Raw genomic sequence first — 23665 nt, forward strand, 5'->3', positions numbered from 1 at the left:
ACCTCCATTAAAATCATAACTGATACTTACGATTTAGAGAGGTGTTTTTTATCGTCTCATTCTCAGGGTTCACTCCACTAATGAAGTGGTAGTTTTTTATTGGAAAATAGAAGTTTGTACCTTACATATTCCATCTGTTTTTAGCATAAGTAATTTTTGTTTTAAACGTATAGCTGAGATTAATTTTTTGTAAAACTTGTCGAAATATAGTTCTATATAACGAATCATTTGTTATGATAGATATGCTGAGAAAATATGAAATAGGGAGAGGAAAATAGCTGTGAAGAAATTGTTAAGTGTCTTTTTATCATTATTACTATTACTATCATTTACTGGAACTTTAGCACAAGCAGAAGAAACTACTTCTATGTCGGTAGAAAAAGCAATTCAAGTATTCAAGCAGCAAGGGAAAACGAAGGAGATAGTGGAAGGATATATTGTCGGATATACGCAAAGTCCTTCTAAGTACACGAAGGATCCGGCTAAGTTTGACGACACAAATGTGGCAATTGCCGATTCACCAAACGAAACAAATCCAGATAAAATCATGCCTGTTCAGTTGCCAAAAGGCGATGTGAGATCGGCAGTGAATGTGAAAGATCATCCTGAAAATATTGGGAAGAAAGTTAGCTTAACAGGGACGCTTGAATTATATTTTAGTAGTCCGGGTTTAAAATCAGTAACAGCTCATAAGTTTCAAGGGGAAGAACAAAACCGTGTTAGCGATGTAGTGGCTTCACCTGGGGGCGGGGAAGTTGCGAAAGGAACAGCGGTAACATTAACAACGAATACAGAAAGAGCAACAATTTACTATACGTTAGATGGTTCTAATCCTACAAATAAAAGCGTTCGCTATAACGGACAAATTGTAGTGAATGAAAATAGTGTAGTGAAAGCAATCGCAGAGAAAGAAGGACTTACTTCTTCGGCGATTTCTACATTTTCATTTATTATCGTAAATAATGAACCAGTTCGTATTCATGATATTCAAGGGAAATCACATATTTCTCTTTACAAAGGGAAGAACGTATACAATGTGGAAGGCGTTGTAACAGCGCTTGATAAAAATGGTTTTTATATAGAAGACAATCAGCCGGATAATGATCCAGCTACTTCAGAAGGTATGTACGTATACAAAAAAGATGCAAATGTAGCAGTTGGAGACCTTATTCAAGTTGATGGAGAAGTAGAAGAATATGTTGGGCCTGGATATGCAGAAAGGTTTGAAACAGACTTAACAACGACGGAAATTAAGGCGAGTCGCGTTGCTGTAATCGCAAAAGATCAACCTTTACCAGCACCCATTGTACTCGGAGAAAACGGTGTGAAAATTCCTGATCAAATTATCGATAATGATGCATTCGGTTTATTTGATCCAAATGAAGATGCAATCGACTTTTATGAAAGTATAGAAGGTATGCGCGTTACGATGCCAACACCAAAAATTATTGCACCTCAGAAAAACGGAAATTTATATGTAACAGTAAAAAATAGCGGGGATAAAGTAGTAACGAAATATGGTACACCTCTTTTAGATGAAAATCAATTAAACCCAGAGCGTCTTTCTGTAAAAGTACCTCGTGATTATGTAGCAAAAGTAGGAGATACTTTCACAGGAGATATAACAGGGGTAGTAGGATATGATTACGGTTCGTTCCGTATTTCGCCAGTGACGGAATTACCATCTGTAGTGGACGGTGGGTTTAAGCGAGTAGGGGCAAATATTCAGCCACGTCTTGATAAATTAACAGTTGCTACATATAACATTGAAAACTTCTCAGCAAATAAAAAAGAAACGACGGACGAAAAAGTAAAAGAGTTAGCGTATTCTATTAAATACAATTTAAAAATGCCAGATATTATCGGTGTAGAGGAAATGCAAGATAATAATGGATCAATTAATGATGGGACAACAGATGCTTCATTAAGCGCAAAACGTATCATTGATGCAGTTCTAGAAATTCGCGGACCGAAGTATGAGTATGTAGAAATTGCGCCAAGCAACAATCAAGACGGGGGAGCGCCTGGAGCTAACATTCGCGTCGGTTTCTTCTATAACCCATCACGTGTGAAATTAGCAACAGTACCGAAGTTACTTGATAAAAATGTAGTTCGTATTGGAGACGAAAATGCATTATTTGATAGTACACGAAAACCGTTAGCAGCAGAATTTACATTCCAAGGACAAAACGTTGTTGTCGTTGCAAATCACTTAAACTCAAAACTAGGAGATGCAACGCCATTTGGAAAAGTGCAGCCGCTCGTATTAAAGAGTGAAGAAAAACGAATTCAATTAGCGCAAGAAGTAAATCATTTCGTACAAGGTATTCAGAAAAAGAATGCAAATGCACCTGTTGTTGTATTAGGTGATATGAACGATTTTGAGTTCTCGAAACCACTAAAAGCATTAGAGGGAACAATCTTAAAAGATATGCTAAACACTGTGCCGAAAGAGAATCGTTACACGTACATTCATGAAGGGAATGCACAAGTGTTAGATCATATTTTAGTAACGAACAACATCGCACCGCACACAGTTGTAGACCCAGTACACTTAAACTCAAACATTATGAAAGAGCATGGACGTGTAAGCGACCACGACCCAGTACTTGCTCAAATTGATTTGAAGAAAGCTTCTTAAAGTGAGAGAACGCTTAGGTAACTAAGCGTTCTTTTTTTGTTTTTGCATCGTCATTTAATTACAAAGAGGGAATTCCTTTTTTTGTAATCTGACGATATAATTAATCGAATATTCTGTTTTGTAGAAAGGGAGGTGTAGATATATGGTAGCCCAACTAAATGGGAAATTAATGAATCAACTAGCGATTTTTTTGAGTGTTTTTATATTGATTCAGTTTGTAGCTGATGTAACAGGTCTTACGCAATCACTAGGTATTCATTATTTAGGTACAATAAGGCAGAGCATCACTTATACAGCATTTGGTTTAGCTGTGATTTTTACTATATTGGGTATGAAAAAGGAATTAAGTAAATATGCAATTATTTCTTTATGTTCGGCGATAGGAATACAAATAATTTATATAGTTGTTATTGTAGTTTTATGGATGTTGGCAGGGACACCGTAAAGTATTGTTCGTTTTTTTATAGAAAAACCTATTATTATGAAGTGCACCTCCAATTGTTAGACACGGTCTAACAATTGGAGGTGCACTTTTATTCCGATTATTAGTCTTCACCAATCGGGCTTTTACGAGCAGTTGATTTCCCACCTGACTTCCTTGTATTCACTGAATTTTGAGGTGGGCATCTAGCTATTTAGAGCTTGATTTCTGTGGGGAATTTTAGGGTTTCTTAAGCAAACCGTAGCGGTGGTCATTTTATTTGGAAAATAGAGTGTAACTAATTGCAAAAGATTATATATAGAAACTCTTTTTTGTAAAATTCATGGTAAAATTAATTGAATATTCAGGTTTATAAAAGGGGGGGCAACGATGCAGGTACAACTAAATGGAAAATTAATGAATCAAATCGCAATCTTTTTTAGTAGTATCGCCATGCTTCAGTTTATAGCTGAAGTAACAGGATTTACGCAAAATTTAGATATTACGTATAACTTAATAAATACAACAACGTCATATATAACATTTAGCTTGGCAGTGATTTTTACTTTAATAGGTGCAAGAAGAGAATTGAGTAAATATGCAATTATTTTATTATGTTTAGTAGTAGCTATTAAAGCGATTTATTTTGTAGCTGTTGTTATTTTATGGGGATTGGCTGGTACGCCGTAAATGAATAAAAAACCTAATTTCCAAGAAGACATGAGGAAATTAGGTTTTTATGCTTGAAACGCTTTTCTACACCGATCCCTTCTTTGCAATCTTCTTTTGTACCTTTTTCTATCACGCTGTACGCCTTTTATATACATGCATAGGCTGAAGAAGAAGAAGAAGGCACATTGTATCGTTAATATATACGATGACATGCCCTGTAACGGTTGCTTTGGATCATATAAATGAATAGGTGCTCCGCCTATTGTAGGGAATATCGTATTGAGCAGGACGTAAGGAATGGAGGTAACTGCAAATGGAAACAGAATCGCCATATAGTCCTTTTGTGACCATGCAGATGCAGCAAGTCCTAAAAGAGCCATTAACCCTGCAAATAAAAAATTAATTCCGATATATACAATAATATAAGTGATGGGGGAGCCGTAATATAAGTTTGCGAACATCCCGTTGTCATTTATAATACCTGAACCCGCTGCGGGTGCTCCGTTTGGAATGGTTAATTTGCAAAATAATAATGATAAGATAAATGGAAACGTATAAAGAAGTCCTCCGCAAAAAAATGTAACGATATATTTCGTTACTGAATAAGGAAGTAACGAAATTTCTTTACTTATAAATGTCTTAAAACCATCTGATTTATCTGAGTTGTAACTTGTACTAAAGGGGATACTTGCAATAACTGGCATTAATAATAAATAAACATCCATTTCATTGTCGCGAAATCCAATCCATTTAAAAGCCGTTGTTACAAACGCATCCGTTCCGTCTCCAATATAACGAATTACATAATAATAATGATAGATAGAGATAAGAGCTAATCCACTAAACATAATAATTAAAGAAACACGATTACAAAAAGCTTGCTTTATACTTAAACGAAGCGCACGCATCATGACTGAAAAAGCCTCCACTATTTTGATAAACTTGTCTATTTTCTATATTACTATTAATTGTAAAGATTTTCTTGTTTTTTTCATTTGATTATTTGAAAAAAGGGAAATTTGTTGTCGTTAAGTAAGGTTTATCTATACATCTTAAGAATACCTTTTCTTTTTTTCTTTCCTTCTGATACACTATGACAGTATTATATGAATGGACTGGAATTTTTTCATACTGGGAATAATTAAAAAAGAGAACTTGTATAGAATGTGAGCGTGTGGTAATATCAAATATGTACTGATTGACTATATTATCCAATTGGTCATTTTTGGAGGTGACGATGTGGCGATAGATCGAAAACGTTCTATTATTGAAGCTGCAACAAAGTCTTTTTCAGCGTTCGGTTATAAAGCAACAACGATGGATCAAGTAGCGAAATTAGCGAATGTAGGAAAAGGAACGATTTATACTTTTTTCAAAAATAAAGAAGAGCTATTTGGCGAAATTATTTCTAATTTAATTACAGAAATGAAGCAAGTTGCAGAAAACGCAATTCGTTCAGATGTTTCATTTTTTGAAAATGTACATAAAGCATTATATAGCATCTTGGAATTTAGAAAAGAACATCAGCTCATGATTAAGTTAATTCAAGAAGAGCGAGATATGGGAACGAAAGAAGTACAAGAAGTGATGCAACAAGTAGATGTGGAAATCGTTTCTGTCATTCAATCGTATTTAAAGATTGCGATTGAAAAAGGTGAAATTAGCAAATGTGACCCAGAAATTACAGCATTTATTATGCTTCGCCTATACGTATCACTCATTTTTGATTGGGAAAAAAATCATGAACCGCTAGAAAAAGAAAAAATTGCAGAATTATTTGAACTTTATTTATTAAAAGGATTGTCAAACTAAGATAATCCTTTTATTATTATAAAAAGTGACCAATTGAACAAAGTAGTCATATATTTATTTTAGGAGGGATAATATAAATATTCACTTCATAGTAAGGAACAGTTGCATAGTATAAATTCGGGGATAAGGCATATGTATGAATAAGTATAGCCTTTTTGTTTGGGTGAAAATGACTAAATGAACATTTTAGTCATTTTGATAAAGGGGGAGAAATGATGAAATGGAATCAGTTACTTCGTAAAGAGTTTACTGAAATTATGAAAAGCAAAAAAATATTAATTCCAATTATCGCGGTTCTATTCGTGCCGATATTATATGCGGGTATGTTTTTATGGGCCTTTTGGGATCCGTATGAACAGTTAGATGATTTACCAGTTGCGGTAGTCAATTTAGATAAAGGTGCAGTATTTGATGGAAAACCAATTGAGGTCGGAAAAGGGCTCGTAGATAACTTAAAAGATAATACAAGTTTTAAATGGGAATTTGTAAGTGAAAAAGAAGCGAAAAAAGGAATGGAAGGCAGAAAATATTACATGTTAGTACGCATTCCTGATGACTTCTCAAGTAACGCTACAACGTTATTAAAAGATGATCCGAAACCATTAAACTTAGAATACATTCCAAACGAAAGCTTAAACTTCTTATCTTCACAAATTGGTGGAACAGCCATTGAAAAAATTAAAGGTGAAGTAGCAAGTACGTTAACGAAAACATATGCAGAGAAAATGTTTGATTCTATTCAAGACGTCTCAAAAGGATTAGCAGATGGAGCGGAAGGTGCAAATAAACTGCACGACGGATCAAGTGAGCTGCATGATGGTTCAAGTAAAGTGACGGATGGCCTTCATACACTTCGAGGGAAGTCTGGGGAGATGAGGGATGGTGTAGGGAAACTATTTGATGGATCTGGAAGAGTGACAGTAGGTTTAAATACGTTAAACGGCAAAACAGGTGAGATGCAAATAGGTATCGGAAAATTAGTAGATGGCTCCGGAAAAGTAACAGATGGTTTACATGTATTAAATAGCAATGCAGGTATCGGAAAATTAGTAGATGGCTCTGGAAAAGTAACAGATGGTTTACATGCACTAAATAGCAATGTGGGTATCGGGAAATTAGTAGACGGCTCCGGAAAAATAACAGATGGTTTACATCTATTAAATAGCAAAACAAGTGAATTGCGTGATGGATCTGAGAAAGTGACCGGTGGCTTGAACAAATTAGTAAGTAAATCCGGTGAATTAAAAACAGGAACAACTGATCTATCAAATGGTATGGGAAAACTTGCTGAAGGGAAAAGTCAATTAGAAAAAGGGTCTCAAGAAATTCAAAAGGGATTGCAAGATTTAAATAGTAACATACAAAAGTCTGCTGCAGGCTTAGAGGAAATGCAGTCGAAAGTTCCTTCTATATTGAATACAGTAAATGAGAAAATAGATGGAGCTGGGGCGAATGTAAATCAGTTAAATGAACTTACACAATCAACAGCAGGAGATGCCAAAAACGCAGCGCAAGAGGTAGCGAATTTACAAAAGCAAATTGAAAGTTTACCAAAAGAATATCAAGAGCAGTTACAACCATTCATAACAAGTGCTGTAAAAAGTACAGCGACAGTTCAGCAAAAAGCTGCCGGAGTAGCAGGTGGAACAAATAAATTAAATGAAGAAGTAAAACAATTAAAAGGCGAAATAGATCAAAAAACAAGTGGATTGCAAAACAAATTACCAAATCCAGCAGGGGTGAAAACTCTAGCAGGTAGTATTGAGAAACTAACGAACGCACAAAATGAATTTGTTAGTAAGTTTCATGGATTTGGTGAGGGATTAGATAATGCAAAAATAGGTGCTGATAAATTAAAAGATGGATCGGTTCAATTAATTGATGGCGTAACGCAATTACAAAGCGGATCAGGAAAAGTGACAGCAGGATTAGGTCAATTATCTGCAGGAGTAAATCAATTAGCAGATGGCTCAAGCCAAGTAACAGGCGGTTTAGGTACATTATCTGTAGGCGTAACGAAATTAGCGGATGGCTCAAGCCAAGTAACAGGCGGTTTAGGTCAATTATCTGTAGGCGTAACGAAATTAGCAGACGGCTCAAGCCAAGTAACAGGCGGTTTAGATACATTATCTGTAGGAGCGGGCCAAATGTCAGGCGGAATAACGCAATTAGAAAATGGTTCCGGTCAAGTGACAACAGGATTAAGTACATTATCAACCGGCTCAACCCAGCTAATCGACGGCGTAAATAAACTAGCAGATGGCTCAGGAAAAGTAACAGATGGCCTCGTAAAAGTAAACGACGGTTCAGGTGAACTTGCTGAGAAGCTTGGCGAAGGGGCAGAGAAAACTGGTGAAGTGAAAGGGACGAATAAAACATTTGATATGTTTGCAAACCCTGTAAAAGTAAAGACAGAGAAACTAGCGGAAGTTCCAAACTACGGAACTGGATTTACACCGTATTTCTTATCACTCGGTTTATTCGTTGGGGCATTACTATTATCTATCGTATACCCATTACGCGATACAGTAGGAGTTCCAAAATCAGGATTTAGCTGGTTTATTAGTAAGTTCGGCGTACTACTATCAGTCGGTATTATTCAAGCGATAGTAGCAGATGTTATATTACTGTTCGGATTAGGTGTAGAAGTGCAAAGCATTCCATACTTCATACTCTTTAGCATCGTTACAAGTTTAGCATTTATCGCATTAATTCAATGTTTAGTAACAGCATTCGGTGATGCAGGGCGATTTATTGCCATCATCACATTAATTATTCAGCTTACAACGAGTGCCGGAACATTCCCACTAGAATTGATTCCGAAGTTTTTACAACCATTTAATACGTGGTTACCGATGACATACTCTGTATCAGGATTGAAAGCAGTCGTATCAAGCGGAGACTTTAACTTCATGTGGCAAAACATAGGAATACTCATGATCTTTATCGTCGTATTATCACTTGGAACAATCGCTTCCTTAACTTGGATGCACAAACGACAATTTAGAAATGTTGTTGAAAATCAATCGATTGAAGTTTAAAAAAAGCACCTTGTAGGTAAATATTTATAATAACGAAACATTGGAATGAAAAGCCTGTATCAATAATTACTCAGTGATTATCGATACAGGCTCTTTTTATTGGATCTGTTCATAAAGATTGTTGTTACTAGAGCATTTTTCTTTTCGTTCTTTCATTCCATTTTTATTCTTTTTAATGCTAATTCAGCTGCCATTTTCCCGTTATGTTGTCCGTGTTCTTTAACCCAATTTAGTTTTTCGCTAGCTGGCACGTATCTATGGAAACCTAGAATTTCAGCCGCTCTCTCTTGTATCCACATATCCGATTCGTCCAAGAGGGGAAGTATTTCATGCAATTGTGTGTAAGGAGTTAAAGCCATAATTGAAAATAAATATTGAGCTCTTTTTTCTTCCGTTAATTCAGGTTTTTTAAGAAGGTTTTTCAATTCTTCAATGGCTTATACATCTTGCTGTAGTTGCAGTTCATCCGTATTTTCTTTGGAACAAGGATAATCTTTAACTTCTAATTGCAGTCTAAACGAAAGAAAAGGACTTACAGCAATTTACAGAGAAAACTAGAATAGGAGAGTTGATATGATGAAACAAAAATCTTGCTTCTATTTTATAATATATCCACTAATCACCTTCTTGGTTTATACACTATATCCGATTTTATTTCACAAAAAAGAACATACGAGCATGAAGGATATATTGGGAATGATTGTAACGTATTACATTTTAATTAGTGGATATTACTTTATTGATTTTTTAAGTGAAAGAATAAAGAAAAACGGTAAAGAAAAACAGTAAAGTTTCATTATTTAAAAGCTGATGGAGAATAACAAAATGACCGAAAGCGAAATGAAATTTAGAGATACGACCATTCGTAACTTTTTCGATAAAGAGGATCGTTTAAAATCGATTCCAGGTCAAAAGAAAAAAAATTAGTGTTATTAGAACATTTGATTAGCAAGTTAAACGTTGAAAATCAATATACAGAGAAAGAAATGAATGTGTTCATAAAACAATATCATGATGATTTTTGTACGATCAGAAGAGAGTTTATCGTGCACGGCTTTATGAATCGGGAGGATAATATGTACCATATAAACGGGAGAGAAGTTTGGACGAGGTGGGAAGAGTTATAAATGTAATAAGGAAGGGGGATTTTCTTGCAAGTTAGTAGTCTTATGTTTGAAGTAATTTCGAGGATATTCACTTCGTCAACTCTGCAATTCAAAAGAATTTGTTATTTGGAATGAACATCCCCCCTGGCCAATTGAAATGGCAATACAATCGAACAGGAAATAGAAGTTAATGAGTGCTGTAGATTGGCTCAACGTACAATATCCGTATTTTGACGTCAGGACCTAAAATAGAAAATAGTGAAAAGTTATTTTATATATTTATAATGAAATGAGAGTCTGATGCTTGATTATTCATAAAAAAGGTACCTTAAGATGTCTCTTCTTTATTTTTAAAAGGGCCTGCTCAATTCATGCTAAAAAATTATGGAAAAAACACTCTTATAAGAGTGTTTTTTCTTTATGAAGATGTAGCCACACAAAAGCACTTATTTATGAGGTTTTGCGACATACCCATCCCCACATAATGAAAATTTCACCTGTTTATAGTTAGTACTGAAAATTCGGCTCATCCTTTTCGTTTTAGAACAAGTAATATTTTAAGTTGATAGATGTGTAATATCACCTACAATGTAACGAAAAAGTGAATTTAATGACGTTAATTCTACTTTCGTTTCATTTCATTTAAAAATATTACGATTGTATTACAAAAACTGTTGATTATATCTAAGTAGCGTAATATAATACTGTTTGTGGAAATAAAAACAAAAATTATTCATTATTTGGGGGATATGGAAAATGAAGAAAGTTATTTTACCAGTTTTAATGTCTGCTATGGTTATAGTTCCGGCGGTATCACATGCTGAAAAACAAGATAATGTAAAACAGACTACTGCAAAAGCAGAGCAGACAATTCAGCAAAGTGGTTGGGTAAAAGTAGGGGATACATGGTATTTCTATGACCAAAAAGGTATGAAGAAAACAGGCTGGTTACAAGATGGTGGAAAATGGTACTATTTTGATGGTAATGGAAAAATGCAAACAGGTCATATTGTATATCAATATGAGGGTTACTTACTGGGAGCAGACGGTACAATGTATGCCAATGAAGGTTGGATTCAGTATGGTGGAAAGTGGTATTATGTACATCAAGGTGGAAAGCTACATTACGGATTGCTTGAATATAATGGGAAAACTTATTTTTTAAATCCAGATAATGGGCAGATGTTTACGAAAGCTTGGATTGGGGAATATCATACAGGCAATTATTTTCTCGAAGATGGATCAATGGCAATAGGTTGGACTTCAATTGATAATAAGTGGTACTATTTTAACGATAAGGGGCTTAGTTATAATGACTGGCTAAGCTATAACGGAAGCTGGTATTATTTTGTAGGTGGTAAGATGCAAACAGGTTGGGTACAAGATAATGGAAAATGGTACTACATGAATACAGACGGCACAATGAAAACAGGCTGGGTAAAAGATAATGGAAAATGGTATTATCTGAACTCAAATGGCACGATGAAAAGTTCAGAAAATGGATGGAAAGACTGTTGGTTAGATGAAGGAGGAAAGCGCTACTTTTTCGATGACAGTGGTGCTATGCGTACAGGGAAACTAGCTGAAGGCGGCACTTCATGGTATTTTAATCCAGATGGATCTATGGTGACTGGATGGGAAATAGTGGATGGTGACTGGTATTACTTTGATGAGAAAAGTGGAGCGAATCATGAAGGTTGGTTAAACTACAATGGCAAGTGGTATTACTTTTATGATGGCCCAATGACAACTGGTTGGGTACAAGTGAATGGCACATGGTACTACTTGAATGAAGATGGAACGATGAAAACAAATTGGTTACAAAAAGATGGAAAATGGTACTATTTACAATCCAATGGTGCAATGGCAGTGGGCAAACATTTCATTAATGGAAAATGGTATTCATTCAAAAATGATGGCGTTATGATGTAACAAAGATTTTTAATTGAATAAATGACAATAGATATCTATTTTAAGATATTTCTATGATGAAAAAAACACCTGTGAAGGTGTTTTTTTCATCTTTACAGTTAGTTATTACTTATTCCTCTTATTCTTGCACTTTTCGTTTTCACTAGTTTATTAGCGAGCATGGCTGGATTTATGCAGGAAATATCTAAACTGTAAGGATATGTGGGAAGTAGAATTATAAAACTTTTGTTTCCAATCTTTCTTTCTGACGAAGATGATGTGCAAAATGCATAGAAATGAGCTGAAACCATTCTGCCGCATTTAAGTAACCAAGCCCAGGGTGTTCGACTTTACAAGCACTTGGAATAGAAGTAATTGTTGGTTCAATGTCTTTAACAACTGTAATTAATTTCAGAAAACGCTCTTGTACTTCTTCTTTGTTAATTGGATTTTCTGGCGTATATCCAGGATGATTTGGTACTTTGATTTGTATGTCTGGGAAAGCACCAAGTTTATATACTTTTTCACCCATATCCGTTTTTTTGTTAGTTACTGATGGTGTTTGGCCTTTACATTTTGTGATTGCATCTAATTGCATGTATGTGGAAGCAATTAAATGATTATACATTTGACCGAGAGACCATTCCTCACTAGAAGGCTTCATCCTAAATTGTTCTATAGAGTACTTTTCTAATTCCCCTATGTAGTACGTTGCTAACTCTTCAAAATTCTTCATATCACTAACTCCTTTTTATGAAACTGTATTTGTTACTACCTACTATAAAGAAGTAATGCTGACAACATTATGTCAGTAGTGAAATATAAAAATTAAAGTTTTAACATTTTTTTTGCTTCATCACGGATTTTCTCAGAAAGAATTTTTGGCTCAAGTACTTGCACTTGGCTCCCAAAGCTTAATACCCACTGAAATACTTCGTCTATGTTTCTTGATTTCAAAAAGACATGGAAACCATTATCTTTATGCTCGTATGAATCTATAAAAAAGTATCGTGACTCAATAATTTTATGTGCAATATGAGATGGAAACAATAAATGAATCGTAACAATACGATTGTTTTCAGGTTGATAGTCTTGTAAAGAAAAGTCTTTCGGTTTTGTAAAAAATTCTTGTTTTTGCTGTAATGTATCCATACGGTCTAAACGAAAATTACGTATTTGTTTCCGAAGTAAGCAATGAGCAACGATGTACCAAATTCCTGAAATATTGACTAAACCGTAAGGATGAACAGTCCGCTCTATTTTTGTGGTTTCTCTTGGCTTACGATAAGAAAAAGAGATTGCTTGCTCGTTTTGAATTGCTTCTTGTAGCAAGAAAAGTTGGTTCTCTAGTTTTTCTTCCTCGGCTTGCTGGTTTGAAAATATAGGAGAAAGGAAACGGAAAGTACCTCGTAACCCCTCAACTTTCTTTTTTTGATCAGTAGGGAGGATAACCTCAAGTTTCTCTTTTGCCGATTGTGCATGTGCAGAAAAAGAAGAAGTGAAAGTTTTCTCGATATAATCACCGCCTAATAAAAGGGTAACAGCCTCTTCAGGCGTAAGCTGAATGGGTGGTAAGAAATATCCATCCATTAATGAGTAGCCGTGGCCGGGCATTGCAAAAATTGGGACACCAGATTCACTAAGTGCATCCATATCTCGATAAATAGTTCTTATACTTGTCTCAAATTTTCCAGCTAAACTTTGTGCTGTAACAGTTTGTTTTCTTTGTAATTCAATTAATATCGCTAATAAACGATCCGTTCGATTCATGAAATATCATCCTTTATTTTTATAAATATGATCACTGTAAATTTCTAAAAGTAATACATTTTCCCCTACTATTAACAGACTTTTCCCTATGTATAATATTAATATAGTAAAATCATAACAACCTATATTGCAGTTTCCAATAATATACTATATAATCAGGATAAGAAAACGTTTTCATGCAAAGGGGGAGAATTTCGTGTCGACTATCGAGGACGTGGCGAAATTAGCGGGGTTATCAAGGACAACGGTTTCTAGGGTGATCAATAATCATCCATATGTTTCAGATGAGAAGAAAAAAAGGGTTCAATTAGCAATGAAGCATTTAGGCTTCGTTCCTAATTCTGCGGCGAGAAGGCTTCGTAAACAAAAAACAGAAACAATTGCGGTGCTTGTTCCAAGGATTACAAATCCTTTTTTTAGTAGATTTATTGAAGCAATCGAGATTGCTGCTTCTGAGCATAAATATAAACTGATTATTTGTCAAACAAGATATTTACCAGAAAAAGAGATGGAGTATTTACAATTATTATCTACGAAACAAGTAGATGGGATTATTCTATGTTCACTAGAAAATCCATGGGAAGATGTAGAGCCGTACTTACAGCACGGTCCAATCGTGTTATGTAATGAATATATTGAGGAAGCAAATGTTCCAACAGTGAAATTTGATCATGCACAAGGAGCATACATAGCTGCCAATCATGTATTAGAACAAGGATATCGTAATCTTATTTTTTGCCGTGGTAACGAAACCAAAGTTGTTAGCCAACAGCGGAAAATGGGCTTTTTACGTGCAATAACTGAGAAGAGCCGCCAAGTAGAAGCGATTGATTTTCTTGAAAACGCTTTCTCTTGGGATGATGGGAAGCGAATATTCCATGAAGTATTAAAGGACAAAAAAAATCCTACCGCGATTTTGGCAGGAGGCGACGAGGTTGCAGCTGGAATTATCTCAGAGGCGAAACGCCATAACTGGAGTATTCCAGAGGATCTCGCTGTTATCGGTTTTGATAATCAAATTTTATCGCAGATTACAGAACCAGGTATTACGACAATGGAACAGCCAATTGATGAAATGGCTCGAAAAGTTGTCGACCTGATGATGGATAAAATCCATACGAAAAATTATCGTAAAAAAGAATTGTATGAGTTTGAACTGGAGCTCTTGGTGAAAGGTTCAACGATGAAGGATACGATGTTATTAGCCTAGTAGACTATGTCTGCTAGGTTTTTTTCTGTTCACAAACTACTATTCTTCGTGAACGCAATCGTCACATTTATTATGGTACGCTTCGTGTTGCTCATCAATTTCCTTCCCACAATGCGCACAAGTTTTCGTCGGTAAATTTCTGAAAAACTCCATTGGTTGATCGATCATGTCAATCCCTCCATTTCCATTTCTTACTATCATTGTATTAGTACAAGGAACAAAAGTCAACAACTGTTTTATAACAAAATTGAAAATTAATGAAAAAGTTTAGGAAATGGATTATAGTTAACAATGTAGGATGTGAGTAAAAAACTTTCTCAAGTACGAGAAAAACTGCATTCCTACTCGGTTTTAGAAAGGATGGATACATATGAAAATGACTGTTGTCGGCTTTTGGGGCGGCTTTCCAGAAGCGGGAGAAGCAACGTCGGGGTATTTGTTTGAACACGATGGTTTTCGTTTACTTGTAGACTGTGGTAGTGGTGTACTAGCACAGCTTCAAAAATATATAACACCATCTCATATAGATGCAGTTGTACTTTCGCATTACCACCACGATCATGTTGCAGACATTGGGGTATTGCAATATGCGAGATTAATTACAAGTGCGACAAAGGGAAAACTACCGGAATTGCCAATATACGGTCATACGTTTGACGAGAATGGATTCCATTCTTTAACGCATGCACCGCATACGAAAGGAATCGCGTACAACCCAGAAGAAACACTTCAAGTTGGACCGTTTTCTATTTCATTCTTAAAAACTGTTCATCCTGTTACATGCTTTGCGATGCGTATTACAGCTGGTAGTAACGCTGTAGTATATAGCGCAGATTCCAGTTATATTCCTGAATTTATTCCATTCACAAAAGATGCGGATCTTTTCATTTGTGAGTGTAATATGTATGCACATCAAGAGGCTGCAAAAGCAGGGCATATGAATAGTACAGAAGTGGCAAGTATTGCGAAAGATGCGAATGTAAAAGAACTTTTATTAACGCACTTACCGCATATAGGAAACCCATCTGATTTAGTAACAGAAGCAAAACAAATTTTCAGTGGCCATATTACGTTAGCTCATAGTGGCTACGTATGGAATTCATGAGGTGATACGATGTTATTTATTGATAATAAAGGGATTACAGATCCTAGAATAAACTTAGCGATTGAAGAATATTGTGTGAAGAATTTAGATATTAACGAAACATATTTACTGTTCTACATTAACGAACCTTCGATTATCATTGGTAAAAACCAAAACACAGTAGAAGAAATTAATGCAGATTACGTAAAAGAAAAAGGTATTCATGTCGTTCGTCGTCTATCAGGCGGAGGTGCAGTATATCATGATTTAGGAAACTTAAACTTCAGCTTTATTACGAAGGATGATGGAGATAGTTTCAGCAACTTCAAAAAATTCACAGAGCCTGTAACGAAAGCGCTTGGTAAATTAGGCGTAAATGCAGAGCTAAGTGGTCGTAACGACATTTTAGCTGAAGGTAGAAAAATTTCAGGTAACGCGCAGTTCTCTACGAAAGGTCGTATGTTCAGTCACGGTACGTTACTATTTGACTCTGAAATCGATCACGTCGTATCGGCATTAAAAGTAAAAATGGATAAGATTCAATCAAAAGGAATTAAATCAATCCGTAGCCGCGTTGCGAACATTACAGAGTTCTTAAACGAAAAAATGACGACAGAAGAGTTTAGACAACTTCTTCTAGAAACCATTTTCGAAGGTGAAACAGAAATTCCAACGTACGAATTAACAGAAGCGGATTGGAAAGAAATACACAAACTTTCTGAAGAGCGCTACCGCAATTGGGATTGGAACTACGGAAAATCTCCGAAGTTCAACTTACAACATTCGCACCGTTTCCCAGTTGGACAAGTTGACGTTCGTCTTGAAGTGAAAAAAGGAACAGTAACAGAATGTAAAATTTACGGTGACTTCTTCGGATCACTAGATGTTCATGACATTGAAGAACGCTTAACAGGCGTACAGTTCGATAAAGATGCATTCACTGCAGCTTTAGAAGGCGTAGATATCGCACGCTACTTCGGTAATATTACAACAGAAGATTTCTTACATTTATTCTTCTAAAAATGGGGGAGGCTGTCATAAAGGGCAGCCTCTTTCTTTTTGTGTGGATTGACAGGTTTTGTCGGTAAGTCGATATAAATCGAGTTGCGCTGATATAAATTGAATTGTGCTGATATAACTGGGAAATTGTTCATATAATTTCATTTACCATAAAACATAAAATCACAGGACATTTGCCCCTCGTAAAGGAATATATATATTCAAAAGGAGGTGGATTGATATGAAAAGGGTAATGTGCGTTGTATTATTGCTCAGCTTCCTCATCGGGATGACAGCGTGTAACAATGAAACCTCCTCAAGTCGTACAACTTTATCTATTGGAAAACCAGCGAAGGATAATGTTATATATTATACGCATACGGATAACAAACGAAAGATAGATGATATACAAACTATGTTTCAAAATAAGAAATGGAAAAGAAATGAAATGTTTAGTACTGTTGGTAAAATACCAGATGTTGTCTTGTCTATAGATGAAGACGATATAGGGTTACCGACACTATATGTTACAGTGTACTTTCATGAAAATGGAGCGGACGCGATAAACTTGTATGGAGAGCATACAAGTTTAAATAAAGAAGAACTTGAAAAGCTTAGAGAAAAGATAGGTGCATATTATCCTAAAATGATTTCTGTCCTCGTTTAATAATTTGCTGGCAAGTGAAAGTACCTTATTTTCCCAAAGTTATTCAATAGGAAGCACGCCGTGTATATGCAGTTAATAGGATATTACTTGCCACTTTAATTTTCTTTTAATATAATTAATTTAGAATTTTTAAATATTCTAAATTTTATAAAGGTGGGGTTTGTGTGAATCTCGTTCAATCTTTGGCTGAAACGGCAAAAAAGAAGGGGGATAAACCGGCTTATGTTTTTATGGATCAGTCGGTCTCATATGACCAATTAAACAAAATGGTCACAAGGTTTTCTAGCAATTTAGCAGAAATGGGCATTGGAAAAGGGGACAATGTCGCATTAGTTGTTGGGAATTCACCACATTTTTTAGTCGGTTTATACGGAACAATGAAAGCCGGGGCAACTGTTATACCAGTTAATCCAATTTATACAGCAGACGAAATGCATTATATTTTACAAAATGGAGATGTAAAAACAATCATCGTACTCGACGTCCTTCTACCTGTTATACAATCTCTTACAACAAGACTTCCTTCACTAGAGAACATCATCATATGCGAAACCTCATCAGATTTTAATCATATAGAAACCGAAAAAATGAAAACGTTTACTAGTTTTATAGGAACTGGAGATGCGACTTACGAAGGTCCGGAACTAGATGAAGAAGATGTAGCGGTTATCCTCTACACTTCAGGCACAACTGGAAAACCAAAAGGTGCTATGTTAACACATAAAAATTTATATAGTAACGCAAGCGATGTGGCGTCGTATTTACAATATACGGCCGATGATCGCGTCGTTGCGGCACTGCCGATGTTCCATGTATTCTGTTTAACAGTTGCGGTAAATGCACCGATTGTGAACGGGGCAACGATTTTAATGTTACCGAAGTTTAGTCCGAAAGAAGTGTTCCGTATTTGTCGTACGTATGAACCAACGATTTTTGCTGGTGTACCGACAATGTACAATTACTTATATTTATTTGAAGAAGCAAGCGCAGAAGACGTGAAGACACTTCGCCTTTGTATTTCAGGTGGTGCGTCAATGCCTGTTGCTCTTCTGCAAAACTTTGAAAAACGTTTTGACGTAATTGTTTCAGAAGGATATGGTTTATCAGAAGCATCACCAGTTACTTGTTTCAATCCGTTAGATCGCCCGCGTAAACCAGGGTCAATCGGCACAAATATTTGGCATGTAGAAAATAAAATTGTGAATGAACTTGGGGAAGACGTACCAGTCGGCGCAGTCGGTGAATTAATTGTTCGTGGACCTAACGTTATGAAGGGTTACTATAATGCACCAGAAGATACAGCTGCGACATTAAAAGATGGCTGGCTATATACAGGAGACTTAGCGAAAATGGATGAAGAAGGTTACTTCTATATCGTTGATCGTAAAAAAGATATCGTCCTAGTTGGTGGTTATAACGTCTACCCTCGTGAAGTAGAGGAGGTACTATATACGCACGAATCAGTAGCTGAAGTTGTCGTAATTGGTGTACCAGACGAAAACTTAGGAGAAGCAGTGCGTGCTTTCGTCGTTCTGAAACAAACGAACGTAACAGAAGAAGAGCTGATGCATTATTGCACGTTACATTTAGCAAAATATAAAGTGCCAATGAGCATAGAGTTTTTAACAGAATTGCCGAAGAATACGACGGGTAAGTTGTTAAGAAGAGCTTTGAGAGAAAAAGCGATGCAAGTGTAAGAATGGGGGCAACCAGCTTTATGAAGTTGGTTGCCTCTATTTTTTTGCATTGGTTAAGCTATGACGCCATATATTTAAACCGTAATATGACTAGTAGGGAGGAGATATACATGGAGCAGAAGGAATTACGTTTGCGGCGAGTGCAATATCTTATTTGTGACATTATGGATGAAATGAACGCTGAAAATGAGAAGAAAAACTTAGAAACACTGCAGAAAGTAATTGACCAGCTTTCAGGAACAATTGGTGATTTAGTAGATCCATCTGGTACGTATTCAATTGATTATTTGGAGAGGAAAGTTCATACAGCGCACTATTTATTATTTAAAAATGATCGTAAAGCATATTTGTGTAATAAATAAACATTCATCATTTGATGGGGTGTTTATTATTTTTGGTATTTATTGATAATTATTATCAATAAAAGGATGAGTACAATGGGTTTAAGACGATAAATTAATCTGCTTATAATTGTACTTATAAATAATAAAGCTCGAAATAAAAGCCTTGCTACACGTTTGTAGTAAGGCTCTTTACAGTTGTTTTGTTCTTAATGAATGAAAGCACCTGCCACTTTTTAGTTGGAAAAGTTACTCATTAGAAGTGTTATTAATCGCTTGAATAGCAAGTTCCAACGATTTAATCCTTCTTTCTAAAAGAGTTCTTTGAGGACTACCAACCTTTGACTTAACGTAAATTTTTTCAATTGATGGAAGCAAACCGGTAAGAACATTGCGAGCTTCTGCTAAATCTTCCTGGTTGTAATGATGAAGTTTTTGATTCCAAACACTATCTAGCATTGCTAAGCCGATACAAGCTGCCTGGAGGCGTTTCTTTACTAACGTAGTATTTGAGCCTTTCTGAGTCATTTGTGACAAGGCACTTTCGAGTTTACGGATTGTTGACTGTAAGGATTTTATTGATTCCTCTTTATGTAAATCTGATACGTTTTCCATGTTAGTACCATCCTTTCTTCGTTTTTAAATGATTTTGTTTAATACGTGATAAAATCGTTAAGGACAGAAACTTACTCGCAATATTTTAACATAAATAACGAACTTTCTTTGAGAGGGAGTCTTAAAGAGCTAGCTCAATTGTTGAAAGTAAGGTAACGAACTATAAAAACCGAACCGTCATCTAAGTGGCGGTTCGGTTTTCTTTATTTTTTCTCTACTAATTTTTTATTCTTCCAATCTAGTGTAAATGATTTATTAAATGTTTTTTGATCAACATCTTTTACGTTGTTTCCAACCCAGTTTGCAGTTCCAAATGTGTAGCCTGGACGAAGTTGATAATCGTCGGTGTGCTTTGTATAAGCGACTTGTAAATTAGATTGATCTGTATTTTTTTCAGAGATAACAACAGCAATCATACCAGGAGAGAAACCGCTATTTGTTAATGCTGGAAGTTGATCCATCGGTATTAAATTACCTTTTGCATCAGATTCATATAGGAATGTGCGAGAGTACATGAACAGTTGGTTCCCATATAAAGAATGGTAGGAATCACGTGTGTAAATACCCCAGTTTTGATTGTTATATCCGTTAAAGAATACGTTCCATTTTACGGTTTTGTTTGTTTGGTCAATTAAATTTGTTTTATAACTAGTTTGTTTATAGCTTACAGAGTCAGACCAAGTTACTTGACCAGTTGCACCAGCTTCACCGCTAGGTCCATTAGGCGTTGCAGAAGCTTTAACAGAACCGCCAAGTTGATAAGAAACGCTAGATGTTACAGTGGTTTCTTCTACAGCATTTGTAGGTGCTACGTTAAAGAAACGAGCGCTGTTATCTTGAAGGTTAAATGCAACATCATATTGTGAAGGATAACGTAATGTTGCACTAGCACCAGGGATTGGGTAGTTATCAATAGGTGCATCACTTATAGTAGGATTTGCTTTTAGAAAACTACCAGTTGTATTAATAACGGCAATCTGTTTATCCGCGCTTGGATCATCGATAAAAGTTACCTTTAAAGACATTGTCATATTATCAGCTTGATCATTATTAAATGTATTATAGCTCGTATGTGTTTTTGCGTTTTGTCCGATATCTGTTACAACTTGTGATGTTGTTTGAGCATAAGCAGCAGGTGTTGAAAGAGTTACAGCGCTACTAGCAAAAACAGCGAATAATGCTAAACATTTTAAGTATGTTTTAGAACGTTTCATACAATCACTTCCTTTTGTTTTTGTCGATATATGTCGTATTATGTGTATATCGTAACATGGAAATAAAAAGTAAATGATGATTATGCATAATTGCATAGGTGAGTTATGAAGGAAAAAGATAATAGAAGTTTATCAATCCTTATTAAGAGAATTGCTGCAGTTTTATTTTAAATATTCCTCATTATCAATTTTGCCTAACACGTAAGATTCTAAAATGCCCATTACAGCAGTTCCTAAAAATTTTAAAACGATGTGCTTATCAATGTTTTTATTGTGAAGATTGCTGTGCTTAATATTTACGTTAAACGTGCATAACAAGTTATAATAGAAGAAATCAATAAGGAGGCTAGCTGTGAAGAATCTTCGTTATTTCAATATATTTACTATGTTAATTATATACACGCTACTTATGTTTTATATCGGCTGGAACGGATGGGTTTGGCTTCATGCAGTATTTGGCTGGGAGTCCTGGGGGTATTATGCTTTCGTAGTCGGATTTATTTCTTATGCGTATATTCTCGTGCAAGTGTTTAAGTTTCTCCCATTCCTTAGAACGATTGGTTCAATTTGGTTTGCAGTCATACAATACGCGCTTATGTTATTGCCGTTAGCTGATATCACAGTCTTTCTTTTACGGTTTTCGGTTGAGAAAGAAACAGCAATTATTTGGACAGGGGCGGCTGTGTTAGCTGCATTTATCTTTATCTTTGCATATGGAGTATTTAATGCGTATAGTCCGGTAGTAAGAAAATATGAAGTGCACATACCGAAAAAGGTGAAGGGGCGCAAAAGTTTACGTATTGCGATGGCTTCAGATATGCATTTCGGTAAATTGTCTGGTGTTTCGCATTTAAAAAGACTTGTCCGTCACGTAAATGAAATGGAGCCTGATATTATTTTACTGCCAGGTGATATTATCGATGATCATCCAGGAGTGTTCATTCAAAAAAACATGGGGCATATAATGAAACAAATGAAAGCTCCATTAGGCGTATATGGCGTTTTAGGAAACCATGAATACTACGGCAGAGCGGTTCCGGAGTTTTTACAAGAGATGGATAAGATTGATATTCGTATTCTTTTAGATGAAGGGATCACAATTGAAGATGACTTTTATCTCGTTGGAAGAAGAGATAAAACAGAGCGAGATCGCCAAAGCTTTGAACAACTTATGAATACAGTGGATAAATCGATGCCTGTTATAGCAATGGATCACCAGCCATTTGAGTTAAAACAAGCAGCAGCGGCAGGTGTAGACTTATTATTATCCGGTCACACGCACCGCGGACAAATGGCACCAAATCATATTGTAACGAGAAGAATGTACGAGCTAGACTGGGGATACGCACAAAAAGGCGCATTCCACGCAATTGTTTCTTCTGGATTCGGATTTTGGGGACCGCCGCTTAGACTTGGTAGTAGGTCGGAGATTGTGCAGGTAGAAGTTACGTTTGAATAAGGTTAAATAAAGGGGATATACATGATTAATATGTATAATCCCTTTTATTTTTTATTTCGTAATCGCGACCTTCACTTGAATATAATCTCAATTAGTTGTTGTGGATGTGCATTAATTAATCCATGAACAATAATAATTACCCATACCTTGCGATAACGCGCCCACAAATATCCAAGGAATAGACCTACGATACCATGGTTTACAATAACCGTAGCTGTATCAATATCCCAATGACCAGAGCCGTGTAATGCAATATGCCAGCTCGCCCATAACAATGATGTAAGAAGTATAGCCGGCCAAGTACCTAGTAATAGTTCCAAACGTGTTTGCAACCAAACTCTATAAAAAAGCTCTTCCAGTACACTATTTATAAGAAATCCTACAAGTAAAATCGTGGGTTCCATTCTCGCTGAAACAAATGGTGTAGAGAATGTAGAAAAGAAGTTGAAGTACCCCCAGATTATAATGACAATCAGTGGTGTAAACCGATACCATCTATTATTTCCTGTTGATTTTACAGGCTTTGGTCGTTCTTTTTCGGGGTTAATTTTATAAAACAAAAGAAGCATGAATGGAGTGAATAATAATAAAACAATTTTAAATATCATAAACCACAATTGTAATGTCATCCCTTCAAAGTTCGTGGTAAGGAGACAAATTGTGAAGAGGAAGCCACTCAAGAATAAAATAACAGTTTGAATTATGATGCGCCTCGGTTCAAATTGTTGAAGGGGATTATAGTTTTTATGGTGAGATGGTAAGAAACGAACAAGGAGTATACCGAAAATAACAGGAATCCATTTGTTCCAAAAAGGCAGTGTGCCCGTATGATCCCCACTGTAACGAATGTTTGTTTCTCCGATCCATATAAGCCAAAGAGATGAAAGTAAAATAAGAAGTATAATGATTCCACCAATGAGCTTCCCCGCTTTTGGAAAATAACTACCCATAGTTATCCGACCTTTCATACTATAATGGTGAAGCGATTTCCAATTATTTCTGTTT

23 protein-coding genes and 2 pseudogenes are annotated in these 23665 nt (G+C 35.7%); 16 read left to right on the plus strand and 9 right to left on the minus strand.

All coding sequences use genetic code 11. From position 1 onward, the window contains the following. The first annotated feature begins 274 nt into the window (after positions 1–274). The 3 genes from JDS81_RS14110 (at position 275) to JDS81_RS14120 (ending at position 3752) form a co-directional block, all read left to right on the plus strand. Positions 275–2641, plus strand: coding sequence for a DUF6359 domain-containing protein (locus JDS81_RS14110; protein WP_097953175.1), 2367 nt, complete (start codon positions 275–277; stop codon positions 2639–2641). A 142-nt stretch (positions 2642–2783) separates the two neighbouring features. Further along, positions 2784–3086 carry a hypothetical protein gene (locus tag JDS81_RS14115; protein ID WP_000226526.1) on the plus strand — a complete coding sequence of 101 codons (303 nt, stop codon included), beginning with the start codon at positions 2784–2786 and terminating at the stop codon, positions 3084–3086. A gap of 366 nt (positions 3087–3452) precedes the next feature. Then, on the plus strand, positions 3453–3752 hold the full coding sequence (locus JDS81_RS14120; protein WP_001198065.1) for a hypothetical protein: 300 nt from the start codon (positions 3453–3455) through the stop codon (positions 3750–3752). Between the two features lie 47 nt (positions 3753–3799). Here the strand turns inward: JDS81_RS14120 and JDS81_RS14125 are convergent, their stop codons facing one another. Further along, positions 3800–4645: a hypothetical protein gene (locus tag JDS81_RS14125; protein WP_097953176.1), complete on the minus strand. Its 846-nt coding sequence runs from the start codon at positions 4643–4645 to the stop codon at positions 3800–3802. Positions 4646–4973: 328 nt separating this feature from the next. On the opposite strand from JDS81_RS14125, the gene JDS81_RS14130 reads away from it, so the two are divergent. Both JDS81_RS14130 and JDS81_RS14135 read left to right on the plus strand, forming a co-directional pair. Next, entirely contained in the window at positions 4974–5546 is a 573-nt protein-coding gene (locus JDS81_RS14130; protein ID WP_000963370.1) for a TetR/AcrR family transcriptional regulator, read from the plus strand. Between the two features lie 215 nt (positions 5547–5761). After that, positions 5762–8587, plus strand: coding sequence for a YhgE/Pip domain-containing protein (locus JDS81_RS14135; protein WP_097953177.1), 2826 nt, complete (start codon positions 5762–5764; stop codon positions 8585–8587). Between the two features lie 152 nt (positions 8588–8739). Here JDS81_RS14135 and JDS81_RS14140 read toward each other — a convergent pair whose 3' ends face one another. Further along, positions 8740–8886, minus strand: coding sequence for a hypothetical protein (locus JDS81_RS14140; protein WP_000264964.1), 147 nt, complete (start codon positions 8884–8886; stop codon positions 8740–8742). 274 nt (positions 8887–9160) lie between these two features. Here JDS81_RS14140 and JDS81_RS14145 point away from each other — a divergent pair, with 274 nt between their 5' ends. The 4 genes and pseudogenes from JDS81_RS14145 to JDS81_RS14160 all read left to right on the plus strand — a co-directional run. Beyond that, entirely contained in the window at positions 9161–9376 is a 216-nt protein-coding gene (locus JDS81_RS14145; RefSeq protein ID WP_097953178.1) for a hypothetical protein, read from the plus strand. Between the two features lie 36 nt (positions 9377–9412). Next, positions 9413–9714 (plus strand): annotated as a pseudogene (locus JDS81_RS14150) (DUF2087 domain-containing protein). Between the two features lie 735 nt (positions 9715–10449). Then, positions 10450–11625, plus strand: coding sequence for a glucan-binding protein (locus tag JDS81_RS14155; RefSeq protein WP_097953179.1), 1176 nt, complete (start codon positions 10450–10452; stop codon positions 11623–11625). 108 nt (positions 11626–11733) lie between these two features. Continuing rightward, positions 11734–11820 (plus strand): annotated as a pseudogene (locus JDS81_RS14160) (YknW family membrane protein); the annotation flags it as partial. Positions 11821–11839: 19 nt separating this feature from the next. Here the strand turns inward: JDS81_RS14160 and JDS81_RS14165 are convergent. Beyond that, on the minus strand, positions 11840–12340 hold the full coding sequence (locus JDS81_RS14165) for a DinB family protein (RefSeq protein ID WP_097953180.1): 501 nt from the start codon (positions 12338–12340) through the stop codon (positions 11840–11842). 92 nt (positions 12341–12432) lie between these two features. Next, positions 12433–13374 (minus strand): helix-turn-helix transcriptional regulator, encoded by a 942-nt coding sequence (locus JDS81_RS14170; RefSeq protein WP_097953181.1) that lies wholly within the window; start codon positions 13372–13374, stop codon positions 12433–12435. Positions 13375–13570: 196 nt separating this feature from the next. On the opposite strand from JDS81_RS14170, the gene JDS81_RS14175 reads away from it, so the two are divergent. Further along, positions 13571–14584, plus strand: a complete 1014-nt coding sequence (locus JDS81_RS14175) for a LacI family DNA-binding transcriptional regulator (RefSeq protein WP_097953182.1) — start codon at positions 13571–13573, stop codon at positions 14582–14584. A gap of 39 nt (positions 14585–14623) precedes the next feature. On the opposite strand, the gene yhfH is transcribed toward JDS81_RS14175, so the two are convergent. Continuing rightward, positions 14624–14752 (minus strand): protein YhfH, encoded by a 129-nt coding sequence (gene yhfH / locus JDS81_RS14180; protein WP_000567010.1) that lies wholly within the window; start codon positions 14750–14752, stop codon positions 14624–14626. A 202-nt stretch (positions 14753–14954) separates the two neighbouring features. On the opposite strand from yhfH, the gene JDS81_RS14185 reads away from it, so the two are divergent. The 5 genes from JDS81_RS14185 to JDS81_RS14205 all read left to right on the plus strand — a co-directional run bounded on the left by JDS81_RS14185 (position 14955) and on the right by JDS81_RS14205 (position 19393). Further along, on the plus strand, positions 14955–15689 hold the full coding sequence (locus JDS81_RS14185) for an MBL fold metallo-hydrolase (protein WP_097953183.1): 735 nt from the start codon (positions 14955–14957) through the stop codon (positions 15687–15689). Positions 15690–15698: 9 nt separating this feature from the next. Then, on the plus strand, positions 15699–16688 hold the full coding sequence (locus JDS81_RS14190) for a lipoate--protein ligase (protein WP_097953184.1): 990 nt from the start codon (positions 15699–15701) through the stop codon (positions 16686–16688). 220 nt (positions 16689–16908) lie between these two features. After that, positions 16909–17334 (plus strand): hypothetical protein, encoded by a 426-nt coding sequence (locus tag JDS81_RS14195; protein WP_097953185.1) that lies wholly within the window; start codon positions 16909–16911, stop codon positions 17332–17334. A 164-nt stretch (positions 17335–17498) separates the two neighbouring features. Further along, positions 17499–19031 carry a fatty acid--CoA ligase family protein gene (locus JDS81_RS14200; protein ID WP_001055192.1) on the plus strand — a complete coding sequence of 511 codons (1533 nt, stop codon included), beginning with the start codon at positions 17499–17501 and terminating at the stop codon, positions 19029–19031. Positions 19032–19141: 110 nt separating this feature from the next. Further along, positions 19142–19393: a hypothetical protein gene (locus tag JDS81_RS14205; RefSeq protein ID WP_097895919.1), complete on the plus strand. Its 252-nt coding sequence runs from the start codon at positions 19142–19144 to the stop codon at positions 19391–19393. 228 nt (positions 19394–19621) lie between these two features. On the opposite strand, the gene JDS81_RS14210 is transcribed toward JDS81_RS14205, so the two are convergent. The 3 genes from JDS81_RS14210 to JDS81_RS14220 form a co-directional block, all read right to left on the minus strand. Next, positions 19622–19987: a hypothetical protein gene (locus tag JDS81_RS14210; RefSeq protein WP_097953186.1), complete on the minus strand. Its 366-nt coding sequence runs from the start codon at positions 19985–19987 to the stop codon at positions 19622–19624. Between the two features lie 203 nt (positions 19988–20190). Further along, positions 20191–21201 (minus strand): beta-channel forming cytolysin CytK2, encoded by a 1011-nt coding sequence (cytK2, locus tag JDS81_RS14215; protein WP_097953187.1) that lies wholly within the window; start codon positions 21199–21201, stop codon positions 20191–20193. A 162-nt stretch (positions 21202–21363) separates the two neighbouring features. Then, entirely contained in the window at positions 21364–21519 is a 156-nt protein-coding gene (locus tag JDS81_RS14220) for a TetR family transcriptional regulator (RefSeq protein WP_097953188.1), read from the minus strand. 34 nt (positions 21520–21553) lie between these two features. Between JDS81_RS14220 and JDS81_RS14225 the strand changes: the two genes are divergently transcribed. Beyond that, positions 21554–22660, plus strand: coding sequence for a metallophosphoesterase (locus tag JDS81_RS14225; RefSeq protein WP_097953189.1), 1107 nt, complete (start codon positions 21554–21556; stop codon positions 22658–22660). 71 nt (positions 22661–22731) lie between these two features. Here JDS81_RS14225 and JDS81_RS14230 read toward each other — a convergent pair whose 3' ends face one another. Further along, on the minus strand, positions 22732–23610 hold the full coding sequence (locus JDS81_RS14230) for a CPBP family intramembrane glutamic endopeptidase (protein ID WP_097953190.1): 879 nt from the start codon (positions 23608–23610) through the stop codon (positions 22732–22734). Positions 23611–23665: the final 55 nt, after the last annotated feature.

The organism is Bacillus cereus group sp. N31, from assembly GCF_016483245.1.
Lineage (GTDB): Bacteria > Bacillota > Bacilli > Bacillales > Bacillaceae_G > Bacillus_A > Bacillus_A toyonensis.